Below are 11,915 nucleotides of genomic sequence, written 5' to 3' on the forward strand. Positions count from 1 at the left end.
CGCCCCGCCGGGCCAGCCGCCGCGGTGGCCGGCGAGAACGACCCCGGCCGTCGCGGCGATGGCGGCGCGATGGCGCCGAGCTCCCGAGTGGCCCGCAGGGGCGATGACGCCGAGCGCGGATTCGCTGGCTCTGCTCGGCCTCCTCCGCGGCCTCCTCCGCGAGCGAGCGCATGTTACAGTCCAGCAACGCTGCGGAGATGTTGTAGAACAGGGCGACGATGGCAACTGCTCAGGAGCGCGAGCGGAGGACCCTCGACCGATACACGCTCCACGGCGTGATCGCCTCCGGGGGGATGGCGTCCGTCCACTTCGGGCGGCTCGTCGGCGCCCACGGGTTCGCTCGCACGGTCGCGATCAAGCGCCTGCACCCGCAGTTCGCCAGGGATCCCGAGTTCTCGTCGATGCTGCTCGACGAGGCGCGGATCGCGGTGCGCATCCGCCACCCGAACGTCGTCACCACGCTCGACAGCATCCAGGCCGACGGCGAGCTCTTCGTGGTCATGGAGTACATCGCGGGCGAGTCGCTCTCGAGCCTGCTGCGCGAGACGGGCAGGCGAGGGGTCCGGGTGCCGCAGCCGGTCGTCGCGTCCATCCTCGCGGGCGCCCTCGCGGGGCTGCACGCGGCGCACGAGGCGACCGCCGAGGACGGCGCCCCGCTCCAGATCGTACACCGCGACGTCTCGCCGCAGAACATCCTCGTCGGCGACGACGGGATCGCGCGCGTGCTCGACTTCGGCATCGCGCGCGCGGCGGTGCGGAGCCAGGTGAGCCGCGTCGGGCAGCTCAAGGGCAAGCTCAGCTACATGGCGCCAGAGCAGCTGCGCGGCGCGCCCGTCGATCGCCGCGCCGACATCTACGCGGCCGCCGTGGTCCTCTGGGAAGTGCTCACCGGGCGCCGGCTGTTCACGGGCGAGTGCGACGCGGAGATCTTCGGGCGCATCCTCGAGGGCGTGATCCAGCCGCCGAGCGCGTTCGGCGACGTGCCCCCCGCGCTCGACGCGGTGGTGCTGCGGGGCCTCGAGAAGGACCCGGATCGGCGCTACGCGACCGCGCTGGAGATGGCGGCGGCGCTCGAGGAGGCGCTGCCGCCGTCGAGCCCGCGCGCGGTCGGGGCGTGGGTCGAGGCGACGGCGGGGTCGCTGCTCGAGGCGCGGGCGAGGAGCCTCGCCGAGATCGAGACGTCCCAGCGGAGCGCGGTCCCGACGCCGCCGCCGTCGAGCCCCGCCGTCGTGGAGGCGCCGCCGTCGCCGCGGGAGCTCGACACGCGCCCCTCGCGGCCCCCCGGCGGCCTCGCGCGCGCTCCGCGGCCCTCGGTGACGGTCGCGACGATGACGAGGACAGTCGAGGACATGGCGCGGCCCGCCTCCGCGCTCGCGACGCCGATCTCCGCGACGGCGCCGTCGCGGCGGGCGAGCGCGCAGCTCGTCCGGGCCACCACGCTCGCGTTCGGGGTGAGCGCGCTCGTGCTCGCGCTGGTCATCGGCAAGAGCTGTAGCGTGCCCCCGGAGCTCGACGCGCCGCCGGCCGATCTTGCCAGCGCCGGCGCGCCCTCGGCGCCAGCGCCCGTCGCGAGCGCCGCCGCGGCGGGGACCTCCGAGGCCGCGGCGGGGGCCTCCGAGGCCGCGGCGGGGGCCTCCGAGGCCGCGGCGGGGGCCTCCGAGGCCGCGCTCGCGGCGCCAGGGGCCTCCGAGGCCGCGCTCGCGGCGCCAGGGGCCTCCGAGGCCGCGCTCGCGGCGCCCGCCACGAGCGCCTCCGCGGCGGCGCCTGCGGCCTCCGCGAGCGCCGCCGCGGAGCCGGGGTCGGTCGCGCAAACCACCGCGGCGGCGCGCGCCGCGGGCGTGCGCGCCGCGACCCCCGCGCGCAGCGCGCGCCCGCGGTCGCCCTGCGTGCCCCCCTACTACCTGGACGCCAACGGCATCCGGCGGATCAAGCGCGAGTGTCTGTAGCGGGCGGAAGCGTGTAGCGTACGCGCGATGAACCGGGGCCTCCTCGTCGCCTGCAGCGCGGCCTTCACGCTCCTCGCCGGCTCGCGCGCCCGGGCGCAGGGCGTCGGGGAGACGTGCGCGGCGTCGTACGAGCAGGCGCAGCAGCTCGTCCGCGACCGGGCGCTCCAGCGCGCGCGCGCGGAGCTCCGCCTCTGCGCGAGCTCGTGCCCGGCGACGCTCGCCCAGGACTGCCAGAGCTGGAGCGAGATGGTCGAGCGCGACATGCCCAGCGTCGCGCTGTCGGCCACGTCGGCTGGCGGCGGCGCGCCAGGCCGGGTGCGGGTGCTCCTCGACGGCGCGCCGCTCGTCGACGCCCTCCCCAAGGGCCCGGTCGAGGTCGACCCCGGGCGCCACACGCTGACCTTCGAGGACGCGGCCGGGACGCGCGTCGTCGCCGTCGTCACGCTGGCGCCGGGCGACAAGGCGCTGCCGATCGCGGTGCGCTTTCCGGCGGCCGCCCCGCGCGCCCCGGCGAGCTCCGCCGCGCCGGCGCGGCAGCGCTGGCCGCTCGTGCTCGCCGGCGCCGGCGTCGTCGCGCTCGGCGTGGGCGCGTTCCTCGGCATCAAGGGCCACGTCGACCGGGGCGAGCTCCGCAGCCGGTGCGCGCCCGACTGTCCCGTGGACGAGGTCGAGGCGATCGATCTCGCGTGGAAGATCGGCGCGATCTCCGCCGGCCTGGGCCTCGTCGCGGCCGGCACGGGCGCGCTGCTCTACTTCCAGCTCGATCCCGCCGCCCCCGCGGCGCCGGCAGCGGGCGTCGCCCTGTCCCCGGACGGCGCCGCGCTCTCGCTGCGCGGCTCGTTCTGACGGCCGTGCATCCTTTGCGCGAGCCCCGCGGGTCGCCGTCGCGACGGAGCGCCGCCACCGCGGCACGTGCGCGCCGGCGCGCTCCGGATGGCCCCGGGTAAGCGGCGCTCGCGACCTCCGACCGAGCGCGCCCTCTCCCCGGCGCGCTTGCCGAGCGCACGGCTCAGCGCAATTCATCCGGGATCGTCCCCACGGCGCGCTTGACGAGCCGCCCCAGCTCTTGCCGCGACTGGCGCTCCTTCGCGGCGGCCTCCTTCGCCGTCTGCTCCTCCTGCCTGGCGAGGGCCTCGGCGCCACGCGACCTCTCGTCGGAGCGTTGCGCCTGGTCTCGCGCCGAGCGCGCCTCCGCGGCCGCCGCGCGGGCCCTGTCGGCCTCGGCCTCGGCGCGGCTCCTCGACTCCTCTGCTTCCAGCCGCAGCTGCTCGGCCCGCCTCCGCTGCGCCTCGCTCTCCTCCCGTGCAACTTCCGCCGCGTTCCGTGCTGCCTCCTCGCTCGCGAGCGAATGCAGGAGCGTCCCCTCCTTCCTCCGGATCTCCTCGAACTGCGCCTCGATGGTGCGCTTCTGCTCGGTCACCTTGAGGACCCCCACCGTCGCGGCCACGGAGACGAGCGACAGCGCCGAGATGGTCGCGATGACGATACGGCGTCTCCTGCGCAACGCGTTGCCGGCGTGCCGCAGCACCGCCTCCAGGTAGCGCCGCTCGCGCTCGCCCAGCGCGCCCCGATACCGCTCGCGAAAGGCGCGCGCCTCCTCGGCGAGCTTGCCCTGCCACAGCGTGGCCGTGGCGCGATCGCTCGACGCCCACAGCCGCGCCGCGCCGCGCAACCGGTCGAGGAACACGGCGTCGTCCTGGTTCTCCTCGAGCCACCGCCGCAGCGTCGGCCAGCCCTCGATCAGCGACTCGTGCACGATCTCCGCCGTGTCGCCGGCGCCATCGTTGGCCTGCATCACGGAGAGGAGCCGCGCGTCGGCGAGGAGCTTCACGACGTGAGCTATCTCCTGTCCGTCCTCGGGCGGCTCGCACAGCTCGCTGACGCCGGCGAGCGCCCGGGTGCGCTCCGGCGTCACCAGGCGCTCGAGGACGCCGCGGGCGAGCCTCGCCTGGCGCGCGCTCATGCCCGCGAGCACCCGGTCCGCGTGGCGGGAGAGCGCGCCGGCGACGCCGCCGAGCGCGTCGTAGCTCGCTCGCGACACGAGCCGGCGCTCGCGATCGCGCCTGTCCCACAGCTCGGCCGCCGTGAACTGCAAGAGGGGCAGCGCGCCGCGCGTGGCCTCGAGCGCGTCGAGCAGCCCGTCGATCATGGCTGGCTCCTCGATCCGGTACCGGGCCGCCTCGAGCGGCTTCACCAGCGCCTCGCGCAGCCCCTCGCGCCCCATGGGTGGAAGGAACAGGAGGCCGCGCAGCACACTCCCCATGAAGTGCGTGTGCTCGGCCATCCGCTCGACGAAGTCGGAGCGCACGGCGAGGATGACCCGGAGGGGCGACGAGGCGTCGTCGGCGAGCCCCTCGAGGCAAGCGAGGAACGCCACGCGCTCGCGGCCCTGGCTGCCGAGCGTGAAGAGCTCCTCGAACTGGTCGACGAACACGACCCACCGGCGCTGCAGGCGCGTCGCGGCCGCGCGCAGCAGGGCGCCGAGATACCCTGGCTCGGCCCGGAGCCGCTCGGCCCGCCGCTCGCGCGCCGGAGCGTCCTCATTCGACGTGCGCGACGCGAGCGACGCGAGCTCCGGTGAGCCCGCGAGCGCCGCCACCGCGGGATGGTTGAGCAGCTCCGCGAGCGCGGCCATCGGCTCGCGCCCGGGCCTGAGAACCAGCGCCTCCCACGGCTCCCCGGAGCGCTTGAGCCTCGGGATCACCCCGGCCCTGACGAGCGATGACTTGCCGGCGCCCGACGGCCCGGCGAGCGTGACGAGCGGCTGGCTCCGCAGGCGGCTGATCACCGTCGCGAGCGCCTCGTCGCGGCCGAAGAAGCGGGCGGCGTCCACCTCCTGAAACGAGGAGAGCCCTGCGAAGGGGCTCTCGTCAGCGCCGAGGACCACCTCCCCGCGCCCGGGCGCGAGGGGCGCGAGCCTGGCCAGGAGATCCTCTGCCGAGGCGAACCTGTCCTCCTTCCTTTTTTGCAGGCAGCGGTCGATGATCGCGCCGATCGCGCCGAGCTCCGGGTGGCGCTTCTGGACCTCGGTCATCGGCCCCGGGAGCGCCACGCTCCTGAGCTTCTTCATGGTGAGCGGCGCGAGCGGGTGAGCGCCGAGCACGAGCTCGTGCAGGATGATGCCCACGGCCCAGACATCGCTGCACGCGTCGATCTCCTGGCCTGTCAGATGCTCGGGGGACATGTAGGGCGGCGTGCCGAGGATCGTCCCCTCGCGGGTCAGCCTCGTGTGGCCGTCGTGGGAGGGACACACGGAAGCAGGCGCGCGGTCCATGTCCTCTTTGCAGAACCTGGCGATACCGAAGTCCACCACCTTGATCGGGCCTGACGCGTCCAGCATGATGTTCTCGGGCTTGAGGTCGCGGTGGATGATGCCGGCCCGGTGCGCGCGCGAGAGCGCACGTACGGCGGGCACGATCATCTCGGCGGCCACGTCGGGCAGCGCCGGCGCCGTCGAGATCTCGTCGCCGCCGTCGGGGGGCCGGCGCTGCTCCATCCAGGCGCGGAGACTCTGCCCCTCGATATACTCGAGCACCATGTACGGATGTCCCTCGTGCTCGTTGACCTCGTGGATCGTCACGATGTTCTCGTGATTGCAGCGCGCCGTCGCCCGGGCCTCGACGAGAAAGCGCTTCATCCCATCGCCGCTCAACCTCGTGAGGAGCTTGACCGCGACCAGGCGAGCGAGCCGGGTATCGCGGGCCAGGAAGACCATCCCCATGCCGCCCCGGCCGAGCTCGCGGAGGATCTCGTAATGGCCAATGCTGCTCCCGGCGGCGAGCGGTTGCCCGTCCCTCCCCAGCGACGGGGACGGCGGAAGGATCGCCGGGGCTCGTGGGGCTCTCACCGGTCCTTCGGCCTGCACGACGTGCGTTTCCTCGTGCGGCGCGCCTTCGCCCCGCACGGTCACGGTCCGCGCGGGATCCTCCAGCGTCTCGCTGACAGGGGTGGTGTCGGCCCGGCCCATTTCATCGTGCGTCCCCCGACCCAGGACCTCATGCGCGCCGGGGTCGTTCTCGGATCCCTGGGGTGATGGCGCGAGCCGCGTGTCGGAGATCCATCCGCGTGACATCCTTCCACCCCCATGAGCCGAGCGCATCGCATCAGAGATGATGGCCGCGGCGCGGGCGTTCCCTGCTGGTCGCCGCGATCGAAGGAGCACCGGCGCCCGGCGCGATCCTAGCGAGCCTCGTCCCCGCAGTACAGCGATCGCAGCGCGCCGGCGGACCGGCGGCGCCCCGCGTGCAGGGCGAATCCCTTGCAGCGATGACAATCCGAACGTTTCAGCGATGTCCAGCTCCAGCCGCGCGAATGCACCAGGTGGACAGAAGACGTCGATATGATCCGTCCGTTTTGTACAAACAATGTCGTATCAGGTCATGGCGATCGGTCGCTGCGGCCTCTCTCACCCTGGCGGCGTCGAGGGCGTATGCGCCTGCGCGCCTGTTATTGGCAGATGGCCGCTGAAGCGACGGACCTTGTGCGATCGCGGAAGCACATTGCACGACGCCGGCAAGGACGGTACACACGACAATCACACCCGAGCTTCGCCAGCGCCGGGAGGTTATGCGAGCCGCAGGAGGCCCATGCCATGCGAAGTCGTTCTGTTCGATCGCTGTGTCTGTCCGCGGCGCTCGTCGCGTTGTGGATCTCGCGCGCCGTTCCCGCGCTGGCGCAGGCGGGAGAGGCCTTGCCGCCCTGGCATCGGGGCGTCTCGGAGGAGCGCAAGCAGCGGGCGCGGGCTCTGTTCCACGAAGGCAGGGAGCTGCATCAGCAGCTGATGCTGGGCGACGCGAGGGCCCGCTACGAGGAGGCGCTGCGGTCGTGGGAGCATCCGGAGCTGCGGTTCAACCTGGCGAGGGCGCTGTGGCGCATGGGGCAGCCGCTGTCGGCCTACGAGAACCTGCGCCTGTCGCTCCGGTGGGGGCCGGGGGCGCTCGCGGCGGAGGGCGAGAAGCAGGCGCTCGATCTGATGCGACGGCTGGAGGAGCAGGAGCTCTCGGCCGTGGAGATCCGCTGCGACGAGCCGGGGGCCTCGGTGCAGCTCGACGGCAAGCCCTGGTTCGTCGGCCCTGGCCATGAGCGCCGGACGGTGCTGCCCGGCGAGCACGTGATCGTCGCCCGGAAAAAGGGGTACTTCCCCGTGGTGAAGTCGGCGCCGGCGCTCGCGGGCAGGCGTGTCTCGGGCACCTTGAAGCTGAGCGTCGATGGCATCGTCACCGAGCGCAGGTGGGCCGCTGGATGGGCGCCGTGGGCGGTGGTGGGGTCAGGCGCGGCCGTGGTCGCGCTGGGGGGCGCGCTGCAATGGAGGGTCGGTGAGCTCCGCGACGAGTTACAGCAGCAATGCGGCGTGTCCTGCGCGCCGGCGAGCGCGCAGGACGCCGGTGCATGGGAGGGCCGCGTCGCGGCGGGGGCCTTCGTCGCAGGCGGGGTGACGGTCGCGACCGGCCTGGTGCTGGTCTGGCTCAACAGGCCGAGGGCTTACCGCAGCGAGGATCGGGGCGGCCTGGAGCTCCAGCTCTCGCCGCTGGTGTCGCGCGAGCGAGGCGCGCTTTCCGCGCGGCTCTCGTTCTGAGGGAGAGCGCCGCGGCGGGCGCCTGTCCGGTGAGCGCGGGGCCGCACGGGGAGCGCCACGCTGGACATCAGGTCACGAAGGCGGTCGGTCCTCCTGGTCCGGACGGCCCCTGAAGAGCTCCCCGGGACCGGGCACGACAACTCCGTTGCGAGGGCCTCCGGGCATGAATCGAGGAGCGCGAGCATGAGAAGGACGAATGCGCCGAGGCGCGCGAGGAGGCGCGGCGTGGCCGGACGCCTGACGCGGGGCGTCAGGAGGTTTGCCGCCGCGATGATGTTCGTGGGCATGCTCGTCGTCGTCGCCGGTTCGTGTGAGGTGGGGGCTCCCTGCGGCGAGGGGTACTGTCTGGGCGATTACCGCTGCGTCCAGACGACCAGGGGCGAGCGTCAATGCATGGACCCCGCCAGGCTTGACCTGTGCGGCAACGACGTCGTCGAACGCGGCGAGGCCTGCGACGACGGGAACGCCGAGAGCGGCGATGGGTGCAGCGCCGATTGCGGATCGAACGAGGCCTGCGGCAACGGTATCGTCGACAGCGGCGAGGAATGCGATTGCGGCGCAGGCGATGTCGCGCCGAAGGAACGCCTGTGTGCTCAGCGGCAGAACGCGTCATCCGGCGGCTACTGCCGCGTGGACTGCCGCAGGCATTGCGGCGATGGAGAGGTGGTGAAGGAAGAGCTCTGCGACCCGGAGAGCCTGATCGCCACGTCCTGCGCGGAGCTGCGGTATGATTTTGGCCGCGCGGGTTGCTCGAGCGCTTGCGACAGCTTCTTGCTTGAGTCCTGCGGGGACTGGAACTGGGGCGCGGTCGACTCGAGGTCATTCACGCATATCAAAGATGTGTGGCTGAACGGCCTTGGCGATGTCTTTGTCGTAGGTGAGGAAGGCACGATCTCGCGCTACGATGGCCAGAGCTGGCAGGCCATGACCTCGGGCGTACAGGATAACCTGGAGGGGGTGTGGGGCAGCGGTCCTGGCGATGTCTTTGCCGTGGGTGAGGGAGGCGCGATCTTGCGCTACGACGGCCGGGCCTGGCAGGGCATGGCCTCGGGCACACAGAATAACCTGGAGGGGGTGTGGGGCAGCGGTCCTGGCGATGTCTTTGCCGTGGGTGAGGGAGGCGTGATCGTGCACTACGACGGCCAGAGCTGGCAGCCCATGACTTCGCCCAGACCCGCAGAGTTGAAGGGCGTGTGGGGCAGCGGGCCGCACGATGTCTTTGCCGTGGGTGAGGGAGGCGTGATCGTGCACTACGACGGCCGGGCGTGGCGTGGCCAGAGCTCGGGCACGATGTCAACGTTGCTTGACGTATGGGGGAGCGGTCCGGACGATGTCTTCGCCGTAGGTGTGGGAGGCGTGATCTTGCGCTACGACGGCCGGGCCTGGCAGAGACAAAGCTCGGGCACACAGAATGACCTGGAGGGCGTGTGGGGGAGCGGTCCTGACGACGTCTTTGCCGTCGGCTGGGGAGGCACGATCTTGCGCTACGACGGCCGGGTCTGGCAGCCCATGGCGTCGCCGGATAAATTGTTCTATGGCGTGTGGGGAAGCGGTCCTGACGACGTCTTTGCCGTCGGCTGGGGAGGCACGATCTTGCACTACCAGGGTCAGCGCTTGGAGAGCGAGAGCTCGTTTTCACCTACGATGCTCTATGGCGTGTGGGGCACCGGTCCAGCCGACGTCTTTGCCGTCGGCGACATGGGCACCGTCGCGCACTACGACGGCCGGGCCTGGCAACGCCAGGACTCGACCACAATGACAAGGTTGCTCGGCGTGTGGGGCACCGGTCATGACGATGTCTTTGCCGTGGGCGAGGGAGGCGTGATCTTGCACTACGACGGCCGGGACTGGCAGAGACAAGACCCGAGACTACCGGACTTGGACGACGTCAGCTTGTGGTGCCTGTGGGGAAGCGGTCCTGACGATATCTTTGTCGTCGGTAGTGGAGGCGTGATCTTGCACTACGACGGCCGGGCCTGGCAGCGCCAGGACTCGGGTACACAGAACGATCTGGAGGGCGTGTGGGGGAGCGGTCCTCACGATGTCTTCGCCGTCGGCTGGGGAGGCGCGACCTTGCACTACGACGGCCGGGGCTGGCAGCGGATGGTTGTAGGCGCAGACGTGTCACTGTTCAGCGTGTGGGGGAGCGGTCCTGACGACGTCTTCGCCGTCGGCTGGGGAGGCGCCATGATGCATTACGACGGCCGGGTCTGGCAGGCGAGAGACTCAGTTACATCGGTGCTGCTGACCGGCGTGTGGGGCACCGGTCCTCGGGATGTCTTCGCGGTCGGCCACAACGGCGCGTTCTTTCACTTCGACGGCAACTCGTGGCTGATGCTCAACTCGACAACGACGAGTGATTTTCGCGACATCTGGGGTCAGGACGGCACTTCCTTCCTCGTCGGCTGGGAAGGCACGCTCTTGCGCCATACCCGAACGGCATGGGCGCGGTAGCGGCATCCCGTCGCACCTGCATCGGCCCACTCCTCAGCTGTTGCGGAGCAGCGCCGGGTCCCTGCGCGGGCCTGCCGTCCTGGTGCGCAGCGTTGGCGGCCCTCCTGCGCAGCGCCAGCCCGCTCCTGCGCAGCGTCGGCGGCCCTCCTGCGCAGCGCCAGCCCGCTCCTGCGCAGCGCCAGCCTGCTCCTGCGCAGCATCGGTGGCCCTCTTGCGCAGCACCAGCCCGCTCCTGCGCACCTCACGAAGTGTCCTGCGCTACACTTGTGCGCCTCCTGCGCGGCGCCGGCCTCTCTCCTGCGCAGCGCGGTTAGTGTCCTGCGCTACACTTGCCCCCCTCCTGCGCAGCCGCGGTGCCCTCCTGCGCAGCCGCGGTGCCCTCCTGCGCAGCCCCTTCTGTGAGCTGCGCAACTCTTTGCCCCTCCTGCGCAGCCGCGGCGCCCTCCTGCGCGGCGCAAGGGGGCGTCACCCCTTGCTGCGGATGCCGTAGCGCTCCATCAGCCGGTGGACGAGCTGCCGCGACACCCCCATCGACGCGGCGGCCCGCGCGACGTTGCCCCCGTGGTCCCGGAGCTTCATGGCGATGAAGGTCCGCTCGAACTGCTCGACGACCATGTCGCGCGCCTCGCGCAGCGGCAGCGCGGCGAACTGGCCGACGCCCATGTCGGCGGGCCGCGGCGCCACCTTGACGATCGCCTCCTCGGCGAGGTGCGGGAAGAGCACGAGCCGCGCGACGGTGTTGCGCAGCTCGCGCACGTTGCCCGGCCAGTGGTGCCCGCGGAGCAGCTCCAGCGCGTTCGGCGGCAGATCGGCGAGCGAGCGCGGGGGCACCTGCGCGGCGAGGAAGCGCTCGACGAGCAGCGGGATGTCCTCCTTGCGCTCGCGCAGCGGGGGCACGACGGCCTCGACGACGGCGAGCCGGTAGTAGAGATCCTCGCGGAACGAGCCCGAGGCGATGCGGCCCTGGAGGTCGCGGTGCGTGGCGGCAATGACGCGGGCGTCGAAGGACGTGTACGCCGCGGCGCCGACGCGGCGGACCTGGCGGGCCTCGAGGGCGCGCAGGAGCTTCGGCTGGAGGTCGATGGGGAGCTCGCCGATCTCGTCGAGGAAGAGCGTGCCGCCGCTCGCCTCCTCGAGGAGGCCGGCGCGCGCGGCCTGGGCGCCGGTGAAGGCGCCCTTCGTGTAGCCGAAGAGCTCCGCCTCGATGAGGTTCGGCGCGACGGCGCTGCAGTCGAAGACGACGAAGGGGCCGCCGTTGCGCGGGCTCGCCGCGTGGATGGCGCGGGCGAGGACCTCCTTCCCGGTGCCGGACTCGCCGAGCAAGAGGATGGTCTCCGACGTGGCGGCGGCGCGCTCGAGGCGGGCGAAGAGCGCGCGCATCGGGACGCTGCTGCCGAGCGCCTCGCCGAAGCTGGCCGACGTCGAGAGCGGGACGACGACCGGAGCGCCGCCGACGCGGACCGTGAGCGAGACGCCGCCCAGCGAGGCGACGGCGCTCGGCGTGAGGAAGGCCTCGTGGATGAGGACGTCGTTGATGAACGTGCCGTTCTTGCTGCCGAGGTCGGTGAGGACGACGCCGCGGGGCGTGAGCTTGAGCTGGCCGTGGCGGCGCGACACGCGCGCGTCGGGGATGATGACGTCGCAATCGGCGCTCGTGCCGAGGATGAGCGGCGCGACGCCGAGGGTCGCCTCGATCGGGGGGCTCTTCTGCGGCGTGACGATGACGCGCAGATCCGGGAGCTCGATCGCGTCGCTCCCGAGGGTCGTGATCGTCCGGGTGGCGTCGTGCATGGAAAGGGCAGGGGAATCCGGCGGAGAGGAAGGGCCAGCATCTCCGAATTCCGAGCGGATTTCCAGCGCGGCGCGGCCCGGGCGCGCGATCACCTCGATCGCCCCCCATCGCCCGCCATCGCGCCGCCATCGCCCGCCATCGCTCCGCC

At 72.3% G+C, this 11,915-nt stretch carries 6 protein-coding genes; 4 read left to right on the forward strand and 2 right to left on the reverse strand.

Annotated features, from left to right (window positions below; genetic code table 11):
* Positions 1–218 precede the first annotated feature (218 nt).
* A complete protein-coding gene (locus tag WME85_RS20785; RefSeq protein ID WP_437840443.1) occupies positions 219–1,946 on the forward strand; it encodes a protein kinase domain-containing protein in 1,728 nt (575 codons plus the stop codon).
* A gap of 27 nt (positions 1,947–1,973) precedes the next feature.
* Entirely contained in the window at positions 1,974–2,792 is an 819-nt protein-coding gene (locus WME85_RS20790; RefSeq protein ID WP_437840444.1) for a hypothetical protein, read from the forward strand.
* A 163-nt stretch (positions 2,793–2,955) separates the two neighbouring features.
* On the opposite strand, the gene WME85_RS20795 is transcribed toward WME85_RS20790, so the two are convergent.
* The gene (locus WME85_RS20795; RefSeq protein ID WP_437840445.1) at positions 2,956–5,913 is read right to left on the reverse strand and encodes an nSTAND1 domain-containing NTPase; all 2,958 of its coding nucleotides are present in this window, start codon (positions 5,911–5,913) and stop codon (positions 2,956–2,958) included.
* Between the two features lie 624 nt (positions 5,914–6,537).
* On the opposite strand from WME85_RS20795, the gene WME85_RS20800 reads away from it, so the two are divergent.
* The gene (locus WME85_RS20800) at positions 6,538–7,521 is read left to right on the forward strand and encodes a hypothetical protein (RefSeq protein ID WP_437840446.1); all 984 of its coding nucleotides are present in this window, start codon (positions 6,538–6,540) and stop codon (positions 7,519–7,521) included.
* A gap of 225 nt (positions 7,522–7,746) precedes the next feature.
* Positions 7,747–9,975 (forward strand): glucosyltransferase-I, encoded by a 2,229-nt coding sequence (locus tag WME85_RS20805; protein WP_437840447.1) that lies wholly within the window; start codon positions 7,747–7,749, stop codon positions 9,973–9,975.
* A gap of 465 nt (positions 9,976–10,440) precedes the next feature.
* Here the strand turns inward: WME85_RS20805 and WME85_RS20810 are convergent, their stop codons facing one another.
* Positions 10,441–11,766 (reverse strand): sigma 54-interacting transcriptional regulator, encoded by a 1,326-nt coding sequence (locus tag WME85_RS20810; RefSeq protein ID WP_437840448.1) that lies wholly within the window; start codon positions 11,764–11,766, stop codon positions 10,441–10,443.
* Between the last annotated feature and the right edge of the window lie 149 nt (positions 11,767–11,915).

The organism is Sorangium sp. So ce1153, from assembly GCF_051521595.1.
In the GTDB taxonomy this organism is placed as follows: domain Bacteria; phylum Myxococcota_A; class Polyangia; order Polyangiales; family Polyangiaceae; genus Sorangium.

What these genes read in the sequence shown, in the direction of transcription:
- WME85_RS20785 (WP_437840443.1), top strand. Translation starts at nt 219, where the DNA reads ATGGCAACTGCTCAGGAGCGCGAGCGGAGGACCCTCGACCGATACACG.
- WME85_RS20790 (WP_437840444.1), top strand. Translation starts at nt 1,974, where the DNA reads ATGAACCGGGGCCTCCTCGTCGCCTGCAGCGCGGCCTTCACGCTCCTC.
- WME85_RS20795 (WP_437840445.1), bottom strand. Translation starts at nt 5,913, where the DNA reads ATGGGCCGGGCCGACACCACCCCTGTCAGCGAGACGCTGGAGGATCCC.
- WME85_RS20800 (WP_437840446.1), top strand. Translation starts at nt 6,538, where the DNA reads ATGCGAAGTCGTTCTGTTCGATCGCTGTGTCTGTCCGCGGCGCTCGTC.
- WME85_RS20810 (WP_437840448.1), bottom strand. Translation starts at nt 11,766, where the DNA reads ATGCACGACGCCACCCGGACGATCACGACCCTCGGGAGCGACGCGATC.